The sequence below is a fragment of the Wolbachia endosymbiont of Folsomia candida genome, from assembly GCF_001931755.2.
Taxonomy (GTDB): Bacteria; Pseudomonadota; Alphaproteobacteria; order Rickettsiales; family Anaplasmataceae; genus Wolbachia.
Map to the genome: position 1 here is coordinate 1464427 of NZ_CP015510.2, position 24481 is coordinate 1488907.

The following is a 24481-nucleotide window of genomic DNA, read 5'->3' on the forward strand; positions in this document are numbered from 1 at the left end:
TCACTCAAACCACTTTTACAGTATAGTTATAATATCATTTCAGTCAACTTTTATGCAGCTTATACACTTCTGATGAGAACAAATGCAATAAATCCTAATTTTTCTGTATGGGTAAATGCATCCGCTGGTACAGGCAAAACAAAAATCTTAATAGATAGAGTATTAAGGCTCTTACTAGAGAACAAAAAAAACATCCTCTGCCTGACATTTACCAACGCTGCAGCAAATGAAATGGAAAATCGCATTCATGACACGCTAAGTAAGTGGGCAATATGCTCAAATAGTGAGTTAATGATGGACCTAGGACAGTTATTCGGTGGTAAAATTTCTGACCATTACTTCACTCAAGCAAGAAGACTTTTCTCTGAACTGGAAAATTTTGGTTTAACCATACAAACCATACATGCTTTTTGTTATAAATTAATCTCCAATTTTCCTATAGAAGCTGGTATTGCTCTAAATTGTACTCTGAGCGAATGCAAAGAATTACACTACACCGTGTTTAATAAAGTGCTGCATAACGAAACTGTGCAGGACAGTATTAACCTTATTGCAGCTGAAATTGACGAAAATAAACTAAGTGATTTGCTTTATACTTTATGTATGAAAAGAGCGTTTTCTGTCATCCAAGTAGCTGACACTGGGATCTATGAAAAAAATACGTGCGTGATATCTAATAGCTTGGAATACATCAAAGATAAACTGAGTGCCCCAGATGAAGTTCATGATTCACCAGAAGAAACAACTGAGTGCATAAAAAGATTAGCTGAAATATTAAGTGAGGGTAGTAAGAGAGACCAAAATTACAGTGCAATACTTTATAATTTACTAAATAGCGTGAAATCATCTGTCATCCCAGTGCGTGACACTGGGATCCAGAAAGAAAATATGTGGATTCCAGTGTCACGCACTGGAATGACACCAGGTCTAGTAGATTCCAGTGTCAGGCACAGGAATGATAATGGAATAGAAGACCTAGCAAAGGTATTCATAAAATCAGAATCGAATGAAAAGAAAAGCCTATCATCTATCATAACAAAAGGTGTTTTGGAAAAATTTCCAGAGGCAAAGCAAATAATAGAAAGTGTTCAGGATGCAGTGTTCTCTTATGTAGCAGATTTAGATGCTTATCAAATATTTGAAAGGACTAGCCATTTGCTCAAAATATTTAAGGTATATATTGATTTATATAACAGCGAAAAATCGAAAAATGCACTGCTCGATTACAACGATATAATTGACTTAGCAACAAATCTCCTAAGCAATCCAGAGTACAAAGATTGGGTATTATTTAATTTAGATCAAAAAATAGATCATATCTTGGTTGACGAGGCACAGGACAATAGCATCAGTCAGTGGAAGATTATAACGAATCTCTGTGATGAGTTTTTTGCAGGTAACGATGAAAAACGAACCTTATTTGTTGTTGGCGATGTGAAACAGTCAATCTACAGATTTCAAGGGGCAAATCCTCATTTATTTAACTATATGCAGCAATATTTTGATATGAAAACTGGTGGCAGAGATTGGATATCGTGCCAACTTGAAAAGTCATTTCGCTCAACCCCAGAAGTTTTAATGCTTGTAGATAGATTATTTAACAACTTCCGCGCAGAAATATCTTTTAATGATAATGAGATAAAGCACGTTCCACATAGGGAAAATGACCAAGGATACATTGAAATTTGGCCATTATTACCAAAATGCAAGGAAGAAGAACGGCAAGCTTTGCAAGTTCCTCTAGCGTGTAGGGAAGGCCATATAATAGCGGACCGATTACTCGCCAAAAGGGTAGCACACAAAATTCACAATTGGCTACATGAAGGGCGAATTTTAGTAGCTAAAGATCGTCATATAGAGCCAAAAGATATCATGATTTTGGTGCGACAACGAAATGTATTAGTTGATTACTTAATAAGTGAACTCAAAAAAACAAATGTACCAGTTGTAGGACGGGATTATTTTAGAATTATGGATTACATAGCTGTGCAAGATCTCATAGCTTTAGCTGAATTTTTGCTCCTTCCAGAAAATGACCTTGCTCTTGCAAATGTTTTGAAATCACCGCTATTTAATTTTACCGAAGATGATCTATTTAATATTGCATATGATCGAAAAGAACAATCACTCTGGGAGAGGCTAAGGAATTACTCTGAAAGCATTTATAGCGAATTAAACAACCTCATCAATTTATCTCGTAAAGAATCAACGCTTACGTTATTTACGCATGTACTACGTACAGGTAAGAAAAAATTTGCTGCAAGGCTCGGCATTGAGTGCTTTGAAGTTATAGATGAATTTATGCAGCTTGTATTGCAATTTGAAAACCCATCTCTGCAAGCGTTTGCTGAGTGGATAAAAGAAAATAATCCAGAGATTAAAAATGATATGCAACTCAGTCGCAATGCTGTGCGGATAATGACGATTCACAAATCAAAAGGTCTGCAAGCCCCGATAGTGTTTTTAGTTGATACAAACACAGTGCCACGAAACAGTGAAAGTATCATTTTTGATGAAACTGGAGTGCCATTTTGGTGTGGAAAGAACAATAATGCTTATTGTGATCAAATAAAAAGAGAGAAAAAAATTGAGGACTATAATGAATATTTACGGTTACTATATGTGGCGCTCACACGTGCTGAGGATGAACTATATATTTTAGGCAAGGAGCCAGTACAAAAGGGCTCTTGGTATGATTTGGTAACTTCATATGGAGGGCCATTTGAAAAGAAGAAAATTCCAATGTTCAAAGAGGAAATGGAAATATCATGTATAAATTCAAACTACCCTTACATTTATAAGAAACGTGACTATTTTGATATTCCAGTAATCTCACTTCCGCCGGCTTTAACCCATTCCGATGTCATTCCAACGCCCTTTCCTGTCATTCCAACGCCCTTTCCTGTCATTCCAGCGTCCTCTCCTGTTGTTCCAACACCATTTTCTGTCATTCCAGCGCCCTTTCCTGTCATCCCAGTGCTTGACACTGGGATCCATGCTTCTTTTTTTCTGGATTCCAGCGTCACGCGCTGGAATGACACCGACACGACAGCTACTCGTTCGGCAGATGGCTATGAAAGAGGCCTGATTATTCATAATATACTGCAATACATGCCTAAAATAGAGAAAGAAAGGAGAAAAAATTGGGTAAAAAAATATCTTGAGAACATAAACACTAGTGAAGATAAGGATGAAATTTACAGCAAGATGTTAGCCTTTAATGAAAAATATGACTACTTGTTTGACCTGGAAGGCAAATCAGAAATTGCGCTGAGCGGTATAGTTGACAACGAATCAGTTTTAGTACGTTTAGATAGATTATGCATAACAGAAGATAAGGTGATTATCATTGACTATAAATCACACCGTAATATTTCTACTTCATCATTAAATGAGATAAAAAAACAAATGTTGACCTACAAAATCTTAGTACAAGAATTATACCAAAATAAGCACATAGAGTGCATGGTTGTTTGGGTAGAAGATTTAACAACAACGCTTTTTGATTAGAGTTATAGCTATAACAAGTAAGATCTCCCTACGTCATACCGCGATTTATTCCACATCTATACGAACATTGCAAATTTGAAGGCAAAAATGGTGTCATCCCAGTGCGTGACACTGGGATCTATTTTTGCGTGTAACTCCTCCATAATGTTATGTTCTGGTGCGAATTTCAATATTTATCCACTAGGTTAATTTGCAAACAAAGTTCGCCAGATCCGAGTAGTCCGCTACTTGGATGACACCTTATAGATTCCAATGTCAGCTACTATTCCCAATAGGCGTAATGCTTAAAATTAAAAGAATAAAAATTGCTATACCAACTTGGGAGAGTTGGCATAGCTTAAAGAAGATCACGAAGTTATACATCCAATCAACGTCTCAACTGCACTCCTTTTCTTCTTCAATTTTTTGACATGATCACCATCCGTGGCGCCAGATTGATTCCCTTGGGTCTTTTCACCTTCTACTTCCTTAGCATCAGGATGATCTATGCACCACTCAACTTTAGTCTCACTTAGTGCTTTACACGGTTTCGCAGAAGAAGAACCTGCTGCCCCCTTCTCCTCATTAGGTTCTGTTACTTCAATAGAAGGTATCTTAAGTGCTACTGATTGACCAAAAGTATCAACAGATGCAGTAGAGAAATGCTTATGGCATGTTTTTTTATATGACGACTTACTATTCTCGTCTTCAACAGGGCTTGTTCCAAAAGGAGATGAAGCAAATCCACTGCTACCTTGAGATAGGCTGCTATTAGAATAATTTCTAGGCACAAGTTGTGCAAGTGGCACAGGTGACACTGATCTACTGCTATCACTACTACTGCTACCACTATTATTACTGCCACTAGAGGATAGGCTACCTTTAGAACCTACAACAGAAGAGTCAACACCTAGGGATGAAGGTCCGGAATTGGCAACTTGAGGAATAACTCCGTTTGACTTGTAAAAATTGCCAAGATTAATTGCGTATTCAAAACGTTTGCTTGTTTCATTATATCCAATTGAAGACTTCATAATTTTAGGAACTAGAGGAATGAGCCCTTCACGTAAGAAAGTTGGTCTCTTTCCTACATCTTTAATATAAGTATCAGCTAAAACATTACTACCTAACCCATTTCTCTCACATTCTTTATTAAACCTAATTTTGTCTTCATTGCTCAAAAATCTTGTTTGACCATCCAATTTTACTAAAGGTACAAGGAAAAAATCACTATCGTTTTCTGTGTATTTAATGATATCGAATCCACAAACTACTTTCTCTGTAGACTCATAAATGAACCCTGCAATGGCATTTTTAAAATTTTCAATTTTAGACTCTACTTTTCCTGGAGTTCTAAAATCACGTGCTATTTCCTTGATCATACCTTTCTTTACTCCATCGATAAAAGCAGAATTATCCATGTTTATAAAGGACAATTCTGTTTTATCCTTACTCAATTTATAAAATTTTAAATTACGATTTTGACCATGCCTCTCATACATTAAATATTCGAAATTTTTAATATAATCATCAACTAAAGAGCTGTCATTAATACGTATGCGACACCCGTAAGGCAGTGATTTATCTACTGGCATTAGCTGAACCTTTTTCAAAATCTCCAAAGCTTTTTCTTGGCTTTTTCCTTCCTTTTTCAAATTTACAAGCATCCGTGACTCAACATTTCTATGAATTTCACTGATGACAAGACGATTAAGATTAAGAGCTACTTCGTGAGTTATCGGAACAATAAGCTCTTTTGGCTCATCATTTTCATCACATACTAATTCTCCCTCAGAAAGCCCAAATGGAAAGCAATCTCGATAAAACGTTTTATCCGCATCATCTATGTAACCAAAGTGGCGCTTTATTAGGTTATTTCCCATATGCATAAGATATTTTTCTACATCAGAGAAACTCAAATTAGAAAAAGGAATAACAATATTTCCTTTTTTTACATCTACATGAAAATTAACCACAGTACCAGAGAAATAACTCTGAGCAATACATAGCGCTGCATGCTCTTCTACAAATTTATTTATTTCGACAAATTCACTTATTAACTTATTATTATAACTAAGCATAACTACTCCTATTAAAATTAATATTACTTACCTTTACCGTTATCAGGACTTACCTTTACTGTTACCAGAGCTGGTAGATTTAGGATCGTTTAACTTTCCACTAGGGTTATCTTCTTTCTTACTCTTACTGCTACTGCTATAAGTAGGATATGTAACAGGTTCATAGTTTGAAGTTGGTTTCCACACTGAACCATAGCTTGATGATTCTTTAGTTTTAGAACTATTACCTTTATCGTTTGGCATTTTACCCTCCATTAATAAAAATTATTCCCTCTGTATATTGGTAATAAATTACAAGCGCAAGCACTTATTTATATTTTTTTAACATAAGCGCTTCACATACCACGCTCACAATTTATACCCACAGCTTTACTTACATTATCAATTTTTAACTCTGATCGAACTTGCTCATTACTTGGTTCAGCTTTAGTGAAATTTTGTTTTTCCTCAGGCTTTTCACCACGGCGAGTAACTTTCATTGAAAATTTTCCGCAAAAATTGCTCTCTTGCTTATCAGGAGATTTAGTTGTGAACACCTCTTTTTGACTAAGACTTCTATTATCATCCATTCTTTCTTCTATATTAACAACTCCAGTTCGTTGAGAAAGGTCATGCACTGGCTTCACCTCAGGCACCTTTTCTGGAGCTGCTGCAGCAGGTTGAGGCGTAGGTGCAGGATCAGCTTGTTTTGGTTTTTCTTTCACTTCTTTTTGATTTGGTTCAATAAATTTTCCTAGATCAAGTTTTAGGCTTTTCAGAATGTCGAAAAGATCAAGATCTGGTTTGAGAGAAGGAATAGTTGGTTTCTCTTTTGCATCTTTAATTTCTCTAGGGTTTGTCAGCGGCCTTTCTAGCTCTTTAGGCTGTACATCTTTTTTATTTCCTTCAGTTACTTTTACGCCCCCTTCAGCATTTTCCTTTGCTTGTTTCACTTCTGACTCTTTTGATTCTGTGTTTTTGTTCTCCTCTGTAGAGGTTTCTTGAGCAATTGCAGCTACCAAATCACTTTCTAAAAATGCAAAAAAACTTGTAAGCATAAATGACATAAAAGCCATTTGAAATTTAAGCTTCATTGTTCTTAGTGCTTCTAATCTTTCCGATATTTCCAGCATTGCCTCTTCAGATAAGCCACCTGCATCCAACTTATCTTCTAATTTTTTTATTTCTTTCTCTAACGCTTCATCCCAACCTAAATCTTCTTTAAAAATTTGACCAAGTAATTTGCGAAGTTTATCGCATAATTCTTTGATTATCGAAGCAAGCCAACTTTTGTCTTTTGCTTTTTTCTTTAAGAACTTCATCAAATTTTGCCCTTTTACAGATATTCCAAGCGCATCAAAGAAATTCTTAATCATCTCATAGATTATCTGCAACACTCCCTCAGCATCACTTGAATCATTTGCTTCAACATATGACTCTATTCTATGTAACAAACCCTCAAACCTGGTATTAATTTGTTGATTTATTTGTTCGCATTGTTGATTTATTTGTTCATAAGATTGTTTTTGCAACATAGCATTTCTGACTAGTTTGTCAGCAGCTCTTACAATCTCATCTATTTTCTGTGCTGAAGTTAAATCTTCCTCTCTAATCCTTGCTTGAAAGATTGAGCTATTACTAGCATCACCATCATTATCAAACCCGTCAAAATATTCTGTCATTTAACCCTCCCTCTTTAAAACATAATAATTTATTTTACAGTATAAAGTATTGAATAATTATTAACCCTAATATGTACATAATAACATGATGTACATAATAACACTGCATTTTTATTTGTACATTCCTTATGTTATCTATCATACATCATTTAATTTTTCAATAAGCAATTTGATCTTTGCTGCCTCCTCAAACTCTAAATTGTCAGCATGCTCCAGCATTTTCTTCTGTAGCTCTTTTTTGCTTCCATCTGCATTCATTCCTGGCTCTTTCATTGCTTTCTCTTGCAAGGTATTCGATATAGCCTTTGTTATAGTCCTCGGCGTAATATTATGCAATACATTATATTCTTCCTGTTTCTTTCTTCTTCTTTCAGTCTCTTTGAGTGCACGTTCCAAAGAACCAGTCATTTTATCCGCGTATAAAATCACTCTACCCTCAGCATTACGTGCAGCGCGTCCAATCGTTTGAATTAATGAGGTTTCCGATCTCAAAAATCCTTCTTTATCAGCATCCAAAATTGCAACCAGACCACACTCAGGAATATCAAGACCTTCCCTCAATAAATTCACACCTACTAGTACATCGATCTCTTTAGACCTTAATTTGCAGATGATATCTATTCTTTCTAGTGCACCGATATCTGAGTGTAAATAACTGACTCTAATATTCAGTTCATTCATATACTCAGATAAATTTTCAGCCATTTTTTTTGTCAATGTGGTAATTAGAACACAAAATCCTTTCTTTATTGTGACTTGTGCTTCATGAATGACATCATCAACTTGAGTCTCTACTGGTTTTATAATGCAGATTGGGTCTGTAAGCCCTGTAGGACGGATAACTTGCTCTATACAAATATTCTCGACCTTTGCCAGTTCATACTTTCCAGGAGTGGCTGAAACGTAAATGGTTTGTGGACGCATTTCCTCCCACTCTTCAAATTTTAGTGGACGATTATCAAAAGCGGAAGGAAGCCTAAAGCCGTAGTTAATTAATTTCTCTTTACGTACTTGATTGCCACTGTGCATTGCACCTACTTGAGGAACAGTGACGTGACTTTCATCAACAAATAAAATCACATCTTTTGGTAAATATTCAAATAAAGTAGGCGGTGGATCTCCTGCTTCCATTCCATATAGATATCGTGAATAATTTTCAATGCTTTTACATGTTCCTGTTGCTCTCATCATTTCAATATCAAAATTAGTGCGTTGCTCTAGGCGCTTTGCTTCAACAATTTTGCCATCTGAATAATAATAATCCAGACGTTCATTTAACTCTTTTTTGATCAAATCAACCGCTTGCAGCAGTGTATTACGCGGCGTTACGTAATGGCTGTTTGGAAAAATGGTGATTTTATTTACGCTTTTGATAACGTTGCCAGTAATAGCATCAACTTCAAAAATTTCTTCTATTTCATCGCCAAACAATGATAAACGCCAAGCTTTAGTTTCAGAGTGTGAGGGAAATATATCAATAATATCACCACGCACTCTGAAATACCCTCTTTCAAACCTGGTGTCAGAGCGTTTATATTGCAGGTCAGTTAAATTACCCAAGAAATCATTAACACGAATCTTATTCCCTACACTAAGAGGTATAGTCATGCTGAGATAGCTTTCAGGCGAACCAAGACCGTATATGCAAGATACACTTGCAACAACTATTGTATCCCTGCGCTCTAAAAGAGAGCAAACTGTGGAATAACGAAGCATATCAATTCTTTCATTGATTGCAGAGTCTTTTTCAATGTAAGTATCAGTTTGTGGTAAATAAGCTTCTGGCTGATAGTAATCATAATATGAAATGAAATATTCCACGGCATTATTTGGAAAAAATCCTCTCATTTCCTCATAAAGCTGTGCTGCTAAGGTTTTATTGTGTGCCATAATTAAAGCAGGTCTGCCAGTTCTTTCTATAACATTTGCCATAGTGAAAGTTTTTCCAGAACCAGTAACTCCAAGTAAAACTTGATCTCTTTTATTGTTGCTCAGCCCTGCAACTAGATTATCGATTGCTTGTGGTTGATCACCAGCTGGCTGAAAATGTGTAGTGAGTTGAAATTCCATAAGCCGAAACTCCTATGTTTTTATTTATTGATATATTAAGTATTATATTGTTTTTAAGATAAGTTGTAACGAATTTGTTTCTATGCTTTATAATAGCTTTGCTAGTGTAAATAAGATATGAAAATGACTCACTACTTGAAAATACAAGCTGAGGTTTCTAAAGTTTTTATTGTGTACAAGGGATAAGTTGCTACAATAAAAAATAAGATTAAAAGTAGCAATTAATATGTGCTTAGAAAGGTTTGAGTTATGCAGGAAGACGATAAAAAAGAAACAATAAAAGAAGAAAAAGGCATATTAGGATGGATAGAGTATAGACTGCCTATATTTTCTTTTCTAAAACATGTTGCTTCTTATCAAGTACCAAAAAATTTGAATTATGCTTGGAATTTTGGTTCTTTGGCTGGCATAGCGCTGATTTTACAAATTATTACAGGCATATTTCTTGCTATGCACTATACTCCACACGTTGATCATGCATTCAATAGCGTAGAGCGTATAATGCGTGACGTAAGCTATGGATGGCTGATACGCTATACTCATGCTGTTGGGGCGTCACTTTTCTTTATGGTGGTTTACGCTCACATAATGCGTGGGTTATATTACGGATCTTACAAGAGGCCACGAGAGATGGTGTGGTTTGTAGGTATATTTATATTTTTTGCAATGATGGCAACTGCTTTCATGGGATACGTACTTCCATGGGGACAAATGAGTTTTTGGGGTGCAACAGTAATAACCAATTTATTTTCAGCTATACCTTTAATTGGAAATAAAATAGTTATATGGCTATGGGGTGGATTCTCTGTCGATAATCCAACGCTTAATCGCTTTTTTGCTCTACATTATTTGTTACCTTTTATTATTGTAGCGCTTGCTATGCTGCATATTATTGCACTCCATAGATTTGGTTCTGGTAATCCAAGTGGAGTGGAAGTCAAGTCAAGCAAGGATACCATTTCGTTTTATCCTTATTACATAGCTAAGGATTGTATAACGTTTGGCCTGTTTTTTGTAATCTTATTTGCATTTGTTTTTTACGCTCCAAATTATCTTGGGCATCCAGACAATTATATAGAAGCTGACTCTATGGTAACTCCTGTTCACATAGTACCAGAATGGTATTTTTTGCCTTTTTATGCGATGCTACGTTCAATTCCAGACAAACTTATTGGTGTGCTTACCATGTTTGCGTCTATTTTAGTTTGGTTTCTTCTGCCTTGGCTTGATAAATCTAAAGTCAAAAGTGGTGCTTATCGCCCCATATTTAAGAAATTTTTTTGGGTTTTCGCAGTGAATTTTTTGCTTCTTGCTTGGCTCGGTGGACAGGAAGTGAAAGAGCCTTATATTACTATGAGTAGAGTATCCACTCTTTATTATTTTGCATATTTTGTGATAATTTTGCCGCTTCTTAGTAAGTATGAAAAGCCAAAGGAACCACCAAAAACTTTAAGTAACTCTGTGCCGGAGATGAAGTGATGCTGCTGAAAAATAGAACTTTTATAAAATTTCCTGCATTGTTATCCAAGTATCTTTTGTTGTCATCCCAGTGCGTGACACTGGGATCCAGGTATAAAAACACTTACAAATTATGCAATGAACAACCGATTCTAGAAGCATGCGATAAACATAATGTCAGTAATGAAATAAGCTGGATTCCAGTGTCACGCACTGGAATGACATCCTCTCTGTTGGTAATGCTTTTCATATTATTTTTATCTAGCTTTATATCCGCTGAAGAATTTCAACCATCACCAAACAAAAAAATGGACTGGAAATTTGACGGAATTACTGGATCTTTTGATAGAGAATCAATTCAACGTGGCTATAAAGTATATAAGGAGGTCTGTGCAGCTTGCCATTCAATGAATAGGGTGGCATTTCGTAATTTACAAGATATTGGATTTTCTGAAGAAGACGTAAAACAGATTGCAGCTTCTTACCAAGTAAAAGATGGCCCAAATGATTTGGGTGAAATGTTCGATAGACCTGGAGTACCTTCAGACTATTTTATTGCACCTTTTGATTCAAAAGAAGCAGCAGCGGCAAGCAATAATGGTGCAGTTCCACCAGATCTATCCTTAATTGCTAAAGCAAGACATGATGGTGCAAATTATATTTATTCATTACTTACTGGTTATAAAGGTGATGAGCATGATGAAAATGATTTGTATTTTAACCCTTACTTTCCAACAGGCAGACTAGCCATGGCACCACCACTATCTGAAGGTTTAGTACAGTATGATGGTGAAGTGGAAGCTACAGTTGAGAATATGGCATATGATATAGTGAGCTTTTTACAATGGGGAGCAGAACCAGAAATGGAACGAAGGCACAAGCTTGGGTTAAAAGTAGTGGCATATTTTGTAATTTTAACAGTATTTTTTGTGCTAACTAACAAGAAAGTATGGAGTAAACTTTATAAGAAGAAATAGCGCTTATGCAAGTAGCCCTAATGGTGTCATTTTACACACTAGCCAAGCGAAGCATTTGAATCCAGAGAGGTCATATTTTTACTGAAAAAGTCAATAATACTTTCTTTGACTTCCGCACTATCTATCATATTATTTATTCTCACGCGAAATTCAGACGAACCTTTAAGCCCACTACTATACCAACCTATGTGCTTGCGGGCCATTTTTATGCCTGGATCATTTCCATAGTACTCAAGGATGCTGTCATAATGCTCAAGTATGGTGCTTAATTTCTTTGAAGGCGTTAGCTCAGAAATTTCATTTCCATTTAAAAAGTTCATTGCTTGATTAATTAGCCAAGGCTTGCCATAAGCACCACGACCTATCATTACCCCGTCTGCTCCTGATTCTTTTAAAGCAGTTTGAATATCATTTAAATTTTTGATATCACCATTCACTATAACTGGAATTTTTACTTGCTCTTTGACATTTCTAATGAATTTCCAATCTGCTTGACCATTATAAAGCTGTGCCCTTGTCCTACCATGCACAGTGATCATTTTTGCTCCTAAATCCTCAGCAATTTTTGCTAAACGCGGAGCATTACGATTTTCGTCATTCCATCCAGTACGCATTTTCACTGTAACTGGTATATTCACTGCGTTGACCACAGCTTCAATGATTTCAGCAGCTTTTTTCTCATCTTTCATTAAAGCCGATCCTGCATAACCATTTACAACTTTCTTAACAGGGCAACCGAAATTTATATCTATTATTTTAGCACCCATATCCTCGTTTAGTTTTGCAGCCTCCGCCATAACATCTGGTTCGCATCCAGCAAGCTGAACAGCAGTTAGCTCATCAACTTTTGCTTTTTGTAAACTTTGGCGAGTTTGCATGATCATAGCCCTGCTTGCAATCATCTCTGAAATTAACAAGCTTGCACCAAGTTTTTTAACCACAGCTCTGAATGGATAATCAGTCACACCAGACATCGGAGCCAAGATTACCGAGGAATCAATTGTTAAGTTTCCTATTTGTAGTGACATAAGTTGTGTTGATTTCAAGTTATACTATAGGACAATAAGATAACACACTTTGCAAAGATAAAACACTTTCAGTTTTTGAAAAAGGTGCTGCTCTATCATATAAAAGATCATTTTCATCAGCACTCCTCCACTCTTCATCATTCATAAGCGCTCTTGTAAATTCCCTTCTCTTTTCATCCAAATCAAGCTTATATTCTGATAATTCTTTTTCAACATCATCAAGCGATTTACCTTCAGTAAGCATCTGTGTAATTATATTAGCATTTTCTAGTGCAAATATTCCGCAATTCCATCCATCATTTTGTTGTTTAGCTTTAGAGCTTTTTATATTGCTGTTATCATTTATTCCTAGCGTCGCTTGCAATATACCTACTATGTGAGCAGTATTGATTTGTTTGTTCACTAGTTCTTCTTTATCCTGTCTTACACATCTTAATGCCGCTTCGTTATTCTGCTTTTCTTCTTCAATCTTTGAATTATCCGTATTACTTTCTTGTTTGCGTATTAACTTACTATTTTCATTCATTAAAGGTATTAATTGCTTTTCAGTAATTTTATTAGCAGTGTATATACTACTTTCTACGCTTGGATCTATTACATCTGGTAATGGGGTACCAAATGAATCACAATAGTAAGCCACAAATTTCTTATTTGCTGGATTATAACTAACAACTAATGTTACCCAATGATTACCTCCTAAATTAATGACTGAAGTGAATGTTTTTTTTGAATTTTCTTGTTCTGCTTTGTTTTTATATTCTTTTAACCTTTCATTTAAAGAGTTCACATCACCAGTAATAGAGAAAAATACATTATTTTCAGAAGCTTCCAAATACCCATACTGAATTCTTGCAATATAAGATATATCATGTTGCTGTAACCAGTAACCATAATTTCCTCTATTTGTTTGATGTACAAGAGTAGGCCAATCTCCGCAAAATTCTTCGCCATCTAAACCACAACCACTATCCAATGAATCACCAGAAATTCTACGACTTCTGTCATCTGGCGTGCTAGATCTGCTTTGCTTATCCTGCTTTAGCGCATCTGCAAACACTTTTCTTTTTCGTTCCAGACTAAATTTGCATCTTGACAATGCATTGCCAATTTCACCAAATGATTTGCCTTCTTTTATCATATCTGTAATTTTCTTGGCATTTATTAAGGCAAATATTCCACAATTCCACGTATCTCCATCTTTTTGTTGTTCAGCTTCAGATATTCCAATATCACTGCTATCTATTCCTAGGGTATTATTTAATACATCCGATATATCATTTGGTATTGGTTTACCAAATGAATCGCAATAGTAAGCTCTAAACTTTTTACTCTCTTTATCATAAGAAACAACCAATGTTACCCAATGATTTCCATTTAAGTTAAGGATTGAGGTAAATATTAAATTATCACTTCCTTGTTTCACTTTATTTTTATATTCTTTTAGTTCTTTCTCTAAAGAGCATGTAAGATCGTCAGGACAAGCAAAAAACACACCTTTAGAAATATTTTTCAAGCCTTTTCTATCTTTATGAGCTGTCCATCCATATTTACTTTCTGCAATACCTCTAATATCAGTAGTAGTTAATTCATACTCATAATTTCCTTTATTTGTTGCAGTGACAAAAGAATCCTTAACTACTTCCTGTATAACAATACCACTCTCCCTGTCTGGGGTTTTTGGAATATCTAGAGCTATTGGAGTTATTGACCTTTCTGGAGTTTCTAGAGTTGGCTCGTGTTCGATATCTTTTTCCTCACTCTTTTTTTGAACTCTTGCTTTATTAATAAGATCTTTAGCCAAGTGAAATAGAGGGGTAGCCATACTCATTATTACTCCAGATGCAGCTATAAAAATCATTCCCATTACAATCCAAGCTATAGGATTAGAGATTAGTATCGCAAGTGGTAGAATTAAAATATTAGCTAATACATTAGCACCAAGGATAAAACATAATGGGCTCATTAAGCAAGCAAAAGTAGCACCTATATAGAGATAAGTACCGTACTTTAAACCTGACTTGAAACCACTTAGCGAGTGTTTTTGTATGTAATTATTATACACATTTAATCGATCGTTACTCATGTTTAATCCTGAACTACTGGGTACTAATATTTTAGCACACCCTAGCAAAAAAATCAACACGTAATAGCTATTTTAGAATATTATTATCATGTTGAGTGCTGAAAGCTTTTAAAGTAAAGTAATAGCATTGATAAGTATGAAATTATGCATGATATAGAACATATACGCAAAGATCCCGAAACATTTAGTGAAGCAATGAAAAATAGGGGGATAAAAGAGCTTAATGCGGAAGAAATATTAGCAATCGATTGCGCAAAAAGGTCATTCACAACTAAGCTGCAGGATTTAAATAGGAAGCGCAACGAAATTACAGAGGAAATAAAGAAGCTAAAAACGAGCAAGAGCCCTTGCGAGGAACAGATAGAATTATCAAAAAACATCACAAATGAAATAGAGACAATTAGCTTAAAAGAACAAATAGAAAAGGATAAGCTAGCTAGCGCTCTTTCGAGTTTACCGAATATTCCCGCGCAAGATGTGCCAATAGGCGAAGATGAGAATTCCAATGTAGAAATTAGAAAACATGGAGAAAAAAAGCAATTTGATTTTACATCAAAAGCTCATTATGAGCTGGGGGAAAAGTTAGGTTTAATGGATTTTGAACAAGCAGCAAAAATTTCTGGATCAAGATTTGCAGTGCTAAAAGGACAATTAGCTAAGCTTGGAAGAGCATTAGTAAATTTTATGCTTGAAACGCATGTAAATGAATTTGGCTATGTTGAGATATATCACCCAATTTTGGTAAAGGATGAGGCTATGTATAACGTTGGCCAGTTACCTAAATTTTCCGATGACTCATATTTAACTACTGATAAATTAAGATTAATTCCCACAAGTGAAGTAGTGTTGACAAATCTAGTTGCAGGTAAATTGATGAGTGAAAATGAGCTTCCGGCTCGTTTTACTGCGTATTCAGAGTGTTTTCGTAAAGAAGCAGGAAGTGCAGGTCGCGATACTAGGGGAATGATAAGGCAACACCAGTTTGGTAAAGTGGAGTTAGTTAGCATTACAACTGAAAGCCAATCAAACAATGAGCTTGAACGTATGACAAATGTTGCTGAAGAGATACTAAAAAAATTAGAATTACCGTATAGAGTTATGCTATTATGCAGCGGTGATATGGGCTTTGCTGCACAAAAAACTTATGATATAGAAGTATGGTTACCCGAACAAAATAAATATAGAGAGATATCAAGCTGCTCAAATTGCGGCACATTTCAGGCAAGAAGAATGAACACTAAATATTCTTTGAATGCTGATAAAAAAACAAAAAAATACGTTCATACTTTAAATGGCTCAGCTTTAGCGATAGGAAGGACTATTGTCGCCATAATGGAAAATTATCAGAATTCTGATGGCTCAATTGCAATACCAAACGTGTTGCAAAAATATATGGGCAGTGATACTGTTATACAAAAGTAATAATTTTGGCATACAAAAAATCGAGGAAATAAAGATGAAGGTTTTAGTCATAGGTTCCGGTGGACGTGAGCACGCCCTACTTTGGGCTTTAAAAAAATCTCCTATGTTAACTGAATTATACGTCACTCCTGGCCGCAAGGCTATGGAAAATTTTGCGATTCTTGTGGATATAAATATTCAAAATTCAATGGATGTGACACAATTTTGTAAGAGAGAAAATATAGAATTGGTAATTATTGGTCCAGAACAATCAATAATTAATGGACTCTCTGACGATTTAGCTGCAGAGGGAATAAACGTCTTTGCGCCAAGCCAAGCAGCTGCAAAACTTGAAGCATCAAAATCTTTTACCAAAGAACTATGCAAACAATATGGTATACCAACTGCCAAGTACGAGCGTTTTGTCGATGAAAAATTAGCTAAAAATTTTGTACAGGGCAATAAAGTAAAATTTCCGCTCGTAGTGAAAGCAAATGGACTTGCAGCAGGGAAAGGCGTAATAATATGTTACACAGAAGATGAAGCTTTTTCAGCAATAGATTTAATGTTAGTGGAGAAAAAATTTGGTGAATCAGGTGAAGAAATAATCATAGAAGAATTTTTAACTGGAGAAGAAGTAAGTTTTTTTGCTCTTATTGATGGGTCGAAGGTGGTAACCTTTGGATATGCAAAGGATTACAAACGAGCTGATGAAAATGATGAAGGTCAAAATACCGGAGGTATGGGGTCATATTCCTCACCTTCAATTATAAATAAAGATATGGAACAAAAAATTGTTCAAAGAATAATATATCCTACAATTCAAGCATTAGTTAATATGGGCACTCCTTATAAGGGAATACTATTTGCTGGTTTAATGCTTTGCAAAGACGGCCCAAAACTTCTTGAGTATAATGTCAGGTTTGGTGATCCAGAAGCACAATCCATATTACCTAGGCTTGATTCTAATTGTGATTTGTTAAAATTGATGTTGTCAGTTGCACAAGGAAAGCTAAATGCAAAAACAGTGGAACTGAATAATAAATCTACAATTTGTGTAGTTGTAGTAAGCAAAGGATATCCAGGTGAATATCAAAAGGGAGAAGTAATTAAAGGATTGGATAAAATCGAAAGTATGCCTGGCATATTGGTATTTCATGCTGGTACAAAACTGGATTCAAACGGTGATTGGATTTCTGATGGTGGAAGAGTATTAAATATAGTAGCAGAAGGAGACACAATAGAAGAAGCAAAAACTAAAGTATATTCAGCGTTGAATTTCTTAGAGTGGCCAGGTGGATTTTTTAGATATGATATAGGTAGCTAAGCCAAATGCCTTAGTTTAAGAAGCCTAATAATTTCAGCGTGAACTTCATTTTCATTTTTTGTTCTAATCTCAGTGAGAATATAGCACCTGCCTGGTTCTTTTGTAGCTATTCCTTTGAGCCCTTTTCTAGCTTTATTATAAAAATCAACATCCATCTCTTCATATTTATTTTTATCTTGCGCTCTACTTAATCCAACATCAACATCAATATCTAAAATGAATGTGATATCTGGAAGTTTTATTTCCAGTAACTTGTGCAATTTTCTTATGAGCTCCAAGTCAACACTAAGTCCATATCCTTGATATGCAATAGTTGAATCAATAAATCGATCACAAATTACTACTTTCCCTATTTCAAGAGACGGTAATATTAATTTTTTCATATGCTCATATCTCATTGAGACAAGCAATAGGAGTTCAGAAATAGGATCAATATCAGTTTTCAACAATACTCCTCTTATTTTTTCTGCGAAATCAGTGCCTCCTGGTTCTCTGGTTAACACTACGTTATCTTCTCCATGAATTTGCTTGAAATAATCTGCAAGCATCTTGGATTGTGTCGTTTTTCCAGAGCCGTCTATCCCTTCAAATGTTATGAACATAAATTTTAAATTATGAAAAGCTTGCAAATAGTATACATAGAAACCGTTTGACACTTAAGTAATAAAATCATAAATTATACGTAATATACTAACGTTTCACTTTAAGCTTATGGTTGCTCTTAATACACCTAAGGTAGATTTTGACTTCATTGCAAAGGATTTTAATCTTTTGGGGGTGGATAACAAACACTATACATTAAGTGAATGTTGTGGCGAAAATGGTCTTATTGTAATGTTCATATGCAATCACTGTCCTTACGTTCAGTCAATTATTAGCAATTTAGTCAGTGATATTGATCTATTGAAAAAAGATCACCAGGTAAATGCTGTTGCAATAATGCCAAATGATGTGAATGAATATCCGGAAGATTCATTAGAAAATATGATCAATTTTGCCAAGAAAAATAAATTCACATTTCCATATCTCATTGATAGCACACAAGAAGTAGCAAGAGAGTACGGTGCTGTCTGTACTCCTGATTTTTTTGGTTTTAATTCCAATTTAAATCTTTGTTATCGTGGACGTTTTAATGATGCAAAAAAAGAGAGAATCCCAGGTTATGAGGTGGGAAGTAGTGATTTATTTCAAGCCATGAAATTTGTTGCAGAAACAGGTACTTGTCCATCTGATCAAAAGTCCAGTATCGGCTGCTCAATTAAATGGTCTAATCCTACAGGTTAAATATCATGCACAGCACTTCTCAGTACTTGTTTGATATTATAATTTTACTTTCTGCTGCTGTATTCATAGTCATAGCCTTTTGGAAGATGAATATTAGTCCAGTGCTTGGTTATTTTGTTGCTGGGGCATTGACTAATCTTCCTGGATTAGAATTAATACATTCAGCTGCAGTAATGGAAAATCTTGCAGAATTTGGCGTAGTTTTTCTGCTATTTATTATAGGTCTTGAATTAACATTTGAGCGATTAATTGCCATGCGCATCCATGTATTTGGTTTTGGCTCTCTTCAAGTTGTAGTTACAACAATAGCAATATGGTGTGTTGCCCGTGCTTTTGGAGCAGATTCAAAGACAGCACTGGTTATTGGTGGCAGCCTTGCATTATCATCAACAGCGATGGTATTGCAGGTTCTGCAAGAAAAAGGTCATCAGGCAACACAAGTAGGTAGATTATCCATTGCCGTACTTTTATTACAGGATTTTGCAGTAGTCCCTTTGATAGTGTTTATAAACATACTAGGTGGCAATTCCGAGGGTAGCATTATAAGCTCATTAGTACAGTCATTAGGACAAGCAGCTATTGCTTTAGTACTAATATTCATAATTGGCAGGCTGCTCCTTAGACCTCTATTTTCAGTTATTGCTAAAATGGAGAGTAATGAAATATTTGTAGCAACAACACTTTTGATAGTGCTCGGAGCAGCTTATGTTACTGAACATTTTAATTTATCGATGGCACTCGGAGCATTCGTTGCTGGATTATTAGTTGCAGAAACAGAACATAGACTTTCCGTAGAACATGCAGTCTTGCCATTTAAGGATTTATTTCTTGGGCTATTTTTTATGACTGTTGGTATGTCTATGGACATTCAACTTTTATTCAGTCAATTACCTCTCATTACTTTACTGTCTATTATCCTTATTGTTTTAAAAACATCCATAATATATACTTTGTGTAGATTTTTTGGATTTAAGGCTGCACCTGCTATACAAGCAGGATTACTACTTGCGCAAGGTGGTGAGTTTGCATTTATTTTATTTCGTTTAGCAAGTGGACTGGAAGTATTAGACAAGGACGTTGCTCAAATACTTATGATATTAACTACAGTAACAATGGCTTTCACTCCTCTTTTATCAGGAATCGGAGATTGGATAGCAAATTCATCAAGTAGTGAAGTAATATTAGACGATGAAGCAGTAGAGACAGACACACAAGATCTGCACAATCATGTAATAGTTGCTGGGTTTGGTAGAGTTGGATACATGGTAACAAAAATGCTTACTGCGGAACATTTAAGTTACGTTGTTGTGGACATTCAATCAAAAATAGTCAAGGAAGGAAAAAGTGATGGTTTTCCTATATACCTTGGCGATGTTACAAGACCAGAGATTTTAGAATCAATAGGAATAGAAAGAGCGCAAGCAATTGTCATCTCAATAAAAAATGAGGTCACTATAAAAAAGATTGTTTCTTTAGTTGCAGCAAATTTTCCGCATGTAAATATTATAATACGTTTGCCTGATCTAAGTAATGTAGAAATTTATAAAGATCTAGGGGCTAGTAAAATTATTCCTGAAACATCTGAAATAGGACTGCAGCTTGGTGCAGCAGCGCTCAGCTTAAGTGGAATTAGTGAAGGCGGAGTGACATCTTTAAAAAGTAGATTCAGAAAAGGCAATTATAGTATGCTAAAAGATCTTGGCAGCGAAAAAGATGAATAGCTATAGACAATAGACTATTTATACAATAAATTATAGTATGTCACTTAAGGTATGTAAGGTACTATAATGTTAAGCAGAGCAACTCAAGAGCTGTTTGAAGCTATTGATGAGTTAAATTTACAAAAATTTGAAAAAGCCATAAAAGATGGTGCTGATGTTAATTCATTTGTTGATGGCGATACACCATTAATGAGTATAATTTCAGCATGGGCAATTGATGGCAATAGTGAGGATGCATACAAAAGCATGGCTGACTTACTCATAAAAAATCCAAATATCAACATTAATATTCAAAATAGAAAGCAGAGAAATACTGCTTTACACATGGCTATTTCTTTTAAGCTTGCTGAAGCAGTAAAGCTTTTGTTAGCAGATCAAAGCATAGATTTTTCTATTAAAAATGACTATCAGGTTAATAATTACCCTTATCCCCCAAATCGGTACAATGACACTGCACTAGAATATGCAAAAAAATTGGGTACTTCTGAAATTGTAAGGAAAATTGAGGAAGAGATATACAGACGTACCACGTTGTCTGATCAAGCTAAACTTCTATTAAAAAAAGCAAAACCACATATGGCAAAAGCTCTTATTGCTGCTGCATCCAGCGCTGTCTTGGTAGCTATTGTACTGGAATGCGGAATGTTACATACGTCATTAGCATTATATGCTATGATCGCTCTTAGTTTTCATATGTATCTGCTAGGAAGATTTATATTTAATGGTGTATCTATAAATAGCCGTTTTCATGATAAAAGAGAGCTATTAATCTCTGGATTGGCATCCTTATATTGCTTTGCTGTATTTGCTGACATAGTAGCTGGCAATGGATATTTTTTTGCTTCACAGCTATTGTTCTCTGTTGGCACCCCACTGGTTCTATTTGAAGAAGTTAGTTCTATTGCCTGTTATGTAATAGATATATCTAAATCTTCTGAAATTGTTCCATACTCTATTCTTGGAATTGCTTTAGGTTTATTGCTTATCTGTTTAATAGATATATGTAAAATTTTCAGGAATCGTTCCTTAGGTCCAAACAACCCTCCTGATGCGCGGCAACCTGAACCACTTTCCCGTATAGAACGCATGCTAATTATGAGAGCTATAAATGAATCCATGAATGAAGTGCGGTTAGGAAATATAAATATAGATACAGAGCTGCGTGACATTCAGTTAGAAGTGCTAAGAAATATGGATGCTGCAAATGCGATGATGAGGGAAATAGTCCACCTTTAGATGCAGAGCTCTAGGGTATAATGGAAGCATAAATAATTTTTTAGTGGGTATTTTGCAGCAAACTCATGAACAAACTGCTCTAGCTCTTTTAATTTTCATATTATTCTGTACAATATTTGTTTATAAGTATAAGATAACCGTGCTCGAAGAATTTGAAATTGAACCTTTATTAAAAGGTAAATCTCCTAATCAAACCAAAGCTGTTGTTGCAATGTCCGGTGGAGTTGATAGTTCTGTTGCTGCAGCTTTGTTACATAATTTGGGATATCAAGTAATCGGTGTGACTCTCCAGCTGTATGGAAGCACTGATAATGCTAACGCAAGAAAAGGCGCATGTTGTGCTGGGAAAGATATTTACGACGCCAAGCGCGTGGCTGAAAGTGTTGGATTCCCTCACTATATTCTAAATTATGAAGAAATATTTAAAAAAGAGGTAATAAAGGACTTTGCAGACACCTATATGCGTGGGGAAACACCTATACCTTGTGTAAAATGTAACCAAACAGTGAAATTCCGTGATTTATTGCAGGTTACGAAAAATCTGGATGCTGACGTGTTAGTGACAGGGCACTATGTGAGAAGATTAGAAAAAAATGGCGAAGTGAAGTTGTGCAGAAGCATTGATAAGAGCAAAGACCAAAGTTATTTTCTATTTGCAACAACGGAAGAGCAACTAAAATTCCTTAGGTTTCCACTGGGTGGATTTTATAAAAATGATATAAGGAAATTAGCGAAATATTTTGGCTTACAAATTTCCGATAAGCCAGACAGTCAGGATATATGCTTTGTTTCTGAAAGCTATAGTAAGACAATAGCAAAGCTCGCTCCTCAGTCTGTGCAAAAAGGTAAAATAGTAAATACAGATGGGGAAATTTTAGGAGAACATAACGGTATAGTAAATTTTACAGTTGGGCAGAGGAAAGGCTTAGGTATTGCACACAATGAACCTCTTTATGTGGTAAAAATTAATACAAAAAGTAATGAGGTTGTGGTTGGACCGATTAGTGCGCTTATGCAAAAGAAGATACTAATCAAAGAATTAAATTGGTTAGAACAACCAAAAGAGGGTATGGAAGTAACTGTGAAGCTCAGATCATCACACGCAGGGAGTTTAGCAACAATATATAAAACTGAAGAAAAAGATAAAGCTTGTGTTGTCTTAAATGATGACTACTTTGGAATTAGCCCTGGTCAGGCTTGTGTGGCATATAAAGATGAACAAGTTATTGGTGGCGGGTGGATATGCGCTCAACCAGCAAATTTATTTTGACGTATAGTCTAAATCTAGCATAACATTTTCTTGTAATTTCGCTTAATATCACTTATATTATAATAAGCGTGGTATCATAGGTATAGGTAATGATCAAAGAAGTTGAAGAGCTGATAAAAATTGTTGGTAAGGGTAATTTATTAGAGGCTGTATTCATTCGCTGCGGCAGTTTTCAACATGCTGATTTAGGTCGTCATATTATAGATCATAGAAATCACCTCGATCTTTCTTCGTTCATTAGAAAAGCAGAGGAACCACTGGATAGATATTTCAATTTAATGTTCAGTCTACAAGGACTATTTCTGATTCATACTCAAGCTTATAAAATTCTTGCTGAGAATGATCAGTTAAGTACTCAGGAAGTAATCGATAAAATATATGCAGCAGTTAGCAATAATATGCTGGGACAACAGTTAAATGAAATTATAAATCATGAACAGCCAACGGAAGATGAGAAAAAATTCAAGTTGCTTAATATTTTAGCAAACCCAAAAGGCAACACTTTATTTAACAATGAAAGTGATTTTGAAGAACAAGTACTAAAGAGCGTTAAAGGGCTGCTAAAGATAAATTATGCGGATAAGTTTGATAAAGAATTTAGCTTATGTAAAGAAGTGATCAGTCACTATTATTCTATCCATAACATAAAAACAGATAAAGATATTGCATTATTATTTTCTAGTTATGGCATCTTCTCTGTACACAGAAGTCATCAAGATATTTTGCCACTCAATCAATATATTAATGAGAAAGCTCAAAAGATAAATACCTCTGCGTGTTATAATTATATTATACAACTAACGCAAGTAATAAGGCAAATTGAGTTACCACATCAAAATGGATTCACCACGTATAGACTTGACAATAAAGGTATAGGTGACCTTACTAGAGAATTCAATACATCTGCAATATATGCAAATGAAGGTAATCAAGGATTTTCACATCCTAAAAGTATCAAAAGTACTCTGAAAAAATTACTAAAAAATCAAAACAGTGATGGATTTAGTGATGAGTTTGAAAAAAGAGTAACGGATCCTCAGAATATATATTACCAAAATCCACACCAAGAGCATAAAGAAGAAAAAAATACAAAATATAAAAACACAGCTTGCTGGGTTATTTTAGGTGCAGCTACATTATCTCTTGTGGTATGTATTGTTGATTATCTTTTTATGAAACAAAAACTATTACAGCCATTTAAAGGTATTTTGCCACAAGACAATTTTACTAATCTAGCAATTGCTGCATTGCTTACTATTATAATAGTATATGCTGTGTTTCAATTGCTCAATTCACAACAAAAACCACCAGAGTTGCCATCTTCAATGGTTAATGAAATAAATGAAGTAGCGAGTGGAAGTGTAGTGAACACTACACATTACGTAAATTAACATA

General features: G+C 35.1%; 17 protein-coding genes. 10 read left to right on the forward strand and 7 right to left on the reverse strand.

Annotated features, from left to right (window positions below; genetic code table 11):
• Window positions 1-72: 72 nt before the first annotated feature.
• Complete coding sequence (locus ASM33_RS06790) at window positions 73-3510, forward strand: UvrD-helicase domain-containing protein (RefSeq protein WP_110409826.1); 3438 nt, start codon at window positions 73-75, stop codon at window positions 3508-3510.
• Between the two features lie 347 nt (window positions 3511-3857).
• Here the strand turns inward: ASM33_RS06790 and ASM33_RS06795 are convergent, their stop codons facing one another.
• From ASM33_RS06795 to uvrB, 4 genes are all read right to left on the reverse strand, one after another.
• A complete protein-coding gene (locus ASM33_RS06795; RefSeq protein WP_110409825.1) occupies window positions 3858-5570 on the reverse strand; it encodes a hypothetical protein in 1713 nt (570 codons plus the stop codon).
• A 42-nt stretch (window positions 5571-5612) separates the two neighbouring features.
• Window positions 5613-5813: a hypothetical protein gene (locus ASM33_RS06800; RefSeq protein WP_112477237.1), complete on the reverse strand. Its 201-nt coding sequence runs from the start codon at window positions 5811-5813 to the stop codon at window positions 5613-5615.
• A gap of 92 nt (window positions 5814-5905) precedes the next feature.
• Entirely contained in the window at window positions 5906-7231 is a 1326-nt protein-coding gene (locus tag ASM33_RS06805; RefSeq protein ID WP_110409823.1) for a hypothetical protein, read from the reverse strand.
• A gap of 138 nt (window positions 7232-7369) precedes the next feature.
• Window positions 7370-9301, reverse strand: a complete 1932-nt coding sequence (uvrB, locus tag ASM33_RS06810) for an excinuclease ABC subunit UvrB (protein WP_110409822.1) — start codon at window positions 9299-9301, stop codon at window positions 7370-7372.
• Between the two features lie 249 nt (window positions 9302-9550).
• Here uvrB and ASM33_RS06815 point away from each other — a divergent pair, with 249 nt between their 5' ends.
• Complete coding sequence (locus ASM33_RS06815; RefSeq protein ID WP_110409821.1) at window positions 9551-10780, forward strand: cytochrome b; 1230 nt, start codon at window positions 9551-9553, stop codon at window positions 10778-10780.
• A 197-nt stretch (window positions 10781-10977) separates the two neighbouring features.
• Window positions 10978-11736: a cytochrome c1 gene (locus ASM33_RS06820; RefSeq protein ID WP_110410562.1), complete on the forward strand. Its 759-nt coding sequence runs from the start codon at window positions 10978-10980 to the stop codon at window positions 11734-11736.
• Between the two features lie 38 nt (window positions 11737-11774).
• Here ASM33_RS06820 and dusB read toward each other — a convergent pair whose 3' ends face one another.
• Window positions 11775-12764 (reverse strand): tRNA dihydrouridine synthase DusB, encoded by a 990-nt coding sequence (dusB, locus tag ASM33_RS06825; RefSeq protein WP_110409820.1) that lies wholly within the window; start codon window positions 12762-12764, stop codon window positions 11775-11777.
• Between the two features lie 19 nt (window positions 12765-12783).
• Window positions 12784-14847 (reverse strand): hypothetical protein, encoded by a 2064-nt coding sequence (locus ASM33_RS06830; RefSeq protein WP_110409819.1) that lies wholly within the window; start codon window positions 14845-14847, stop codon window positions 12784-12786.
• A gap of 144 nt (window positions 14848-14991) precedes the next feature.
• Between ASM33_RS06830 and serS the strand changes: the two genes are divergently transcribed.
• Together serS and purD are read left to right on the forward strand one after the other, a co-directional pair.
• On the forward strand, window positions 14992-16269 hold the full coding sequence (gene serS, locus ASM33_RS06835) for a serine--tRNA ligase (RefSeq protein WP_110409818.1): 1278 nt from the start codon (window positions 14992-14994) through the stop codon (window positions 16267-16269).
• A 34-nt stretch (window positions 16270-16303) separates the two neighbouring features.
• Window positions 16304-17575, forward strand: coding sequence for a phosphoribosylamine--glycine ligase (gene purD / locus ASM33_RS06840; protein ID WP_110410561.1), 1272 nt, complete (start codon window positions 16304-16306; stop codon window positions 17573-17575).
• Here the strand turns inward: purD and tmk are convergent.
• On the reverse strand, window positions 17572-18177 hold the full coding sequence (gene tmk, locus ASM33_RS06845; RefSeq protein WP_110409817.1) for a dTMP kinase: 606 nt from the start codon (window positions 18175-18177) through the stop codon (window positions 17572-17574). The genes purD and tmk overlap by 4 nt on opposite strands.
• Before the next feature lie 109 nt (window positions 18178-18286).
• Here tmk and ASM33_RS06850 point away from each other — a divergent pair, with 109 nt between their 5' ends.
• The 5 genes from ASM33_RS06850 (at window position 18287) to ASM33_RS06870 (ending at window position 24477) form a co-directional block, all read left to right on the forward strand.
• Window positions 18287-18859 carry a thioredoxin family protein gene (locus ASM33_RS06850; RefSeq protein ID WP_110409816.1) on the forward strand — a complete coding sequence of 191 codons (573 nt, stop codon included), beginning with the start codon at window positions 18287-18289 and terminating at the stop codon, window positions 18857-18859.
• A gap of 5 nt (window positions 18860-18864) precedes the next feature.
• Window positions 18865-20580, forward strand: a complete 1716-nt coding sequence (locus tag ASM33_RS06855) for a cation:proton antiporter domain-containing protein (protein ID WP_110409815.1) — start codon at window positions 18865-18867, stop codon at window positions 20578-20580.
• A gap of 66 nt (window positions 20581-20646) precedes the next feature.
• A complete protein-coding gene (locus ASM33_RS06860) occupies window positions 20647-21816 on the forward strand; it encodes an ankyrin repeat domain-containing protein (RefSeq protein ID WP_110409814.1) in 1170 nt (389 codons plus the stop codon).
• A gap of 139 nt (window positions 21817-21955) precedes the next feature.
• A complete protein-coding gene (gene mnmA / locus ASM33_RS06865; protein ID WP_110410560.1) occupies window positions 21956-23086 on the forward strand; it encodes a tRNA 2-thiouridine(34) synthase MnmA in 1131 nt (376 codons plus the stop codon).
• An 89-nt stretch (window positions 23087-23175) separates the two neighbouring features.
• The gene (locus ASM33_RS06870; protein WP_110409813.1) at window positions 23176-24477 is read left to right on the forward strand and encodes a WD1261 family protein; all 1302 of its coding nucleotides are present in this window, start codon (window positions 23176-23178) and stop codon (window positions 24475-24477) included.
• Window positions 24478-24481: the final 4 nt, after the last annotated feature.

Coding starts and splice junctions, on each gene's coding strand:
- ASM33_RS06790 (WP_110409826.1), top strand. CDS start 73: ATGAGAACAAATGCAATAAATCCTAATTTTTCTGTATGGGTAAATGCA.
- ASM33_RS06795 (WP_110409825.1), bottom strand. CDS start 5,570: ATGCTTAGTTATAATAATAAGTTAATAAGTGAATTTGTCGAAATAAAT.
- ASM33_RS06800 (WP_112477237.1), bottom strand. CDS start 5,813: ATGCCAAACGATAAAGGTAATAGTTCTAAAACTAAAGAATCATCAAGC.
- ASM33_RS06805 (WP_110409823.1), bottom strand. CDS start 7,231: ATGACAGAATATTTTGACGGGTTTGATAATGATGGTGATGCTAGTAAT.
- uvrB (WP_110409822.1), bottom strand. CDS start 9,301: ATGGAATTTCAACTCACTACACATTTTCAGCCAGCTGGTGATCAACCA.
- ASM33_RS06815 (WP_110409821.1), top strand. CDS start 9,551: ATGCAGGAAGACGATAAAAAAGAAACAATAAAAGAAGAAAAAGGCATA.
- ASM33_RS06820 (WP_110410562.1), top strand. CDS start 10,978: ATGACATCCTCTCTGTTGGTAATGCTTTTCATATTATTTTTATCTAGC.
- dusB (WP_110409820.1), bottom strand. CDS start 12,764: ATGTCACTACAAATAGGAAACTTAACAATTGATTCCTCGGTAATCTTG.
- ASM33_RS06830 (WP_110409819.1), bottom strand. CDS start 14,847: ATGAGTAACGATCGATTAAATGTGTATAATAATTACATACAAAAACAC.
- serS (WP_110409818.1), top strand. CDS start 14,992: ATGCATGATATAGAACATATACGCAAAGATCCCGAAACATTTAGTGAA.
- purD (WP_110410561.1), top strand. CDS start 16,304: ATGAAGGTTTTAGTCATAGGTTCCGGTGGACGTGAGCACGCCCTACTT.
- tmk (WP_110409817.1), bottom strand. CDS start 18,177: ATGTTCATAACATTTGAAGGGATAGACGGCTCTGGAAAAACGACACAA.
- ASM33_RS06850 (WP_110409816.1), top strand. CDS start 18,287: ATGGTTGCTCTTAATACACCTAAGGTAGATTTTGACTTCATTGCAAAG.
- ASM33_RS06855 (WP_110409815.1), top strand. CDS start 18,865: ATGCACAGCACTTCTCAGTACTTGTTTGATATTATAATTTTACTTTCT.
- ASM33_RS06860 (WP_110409814.1), top strand. CDS start 20,647: ATGTTAAGCAGAGCAACTCAAGAGCTGTTTGAAGCTATTGATGAGTTA.
- ASM33_RS06870 (WP_110409813.1), top strand. CDS start 23,176: ATGATCAAAGAAGTTGAAGAGCTGATAAAAATTGTTGGTAAGGGTAAT.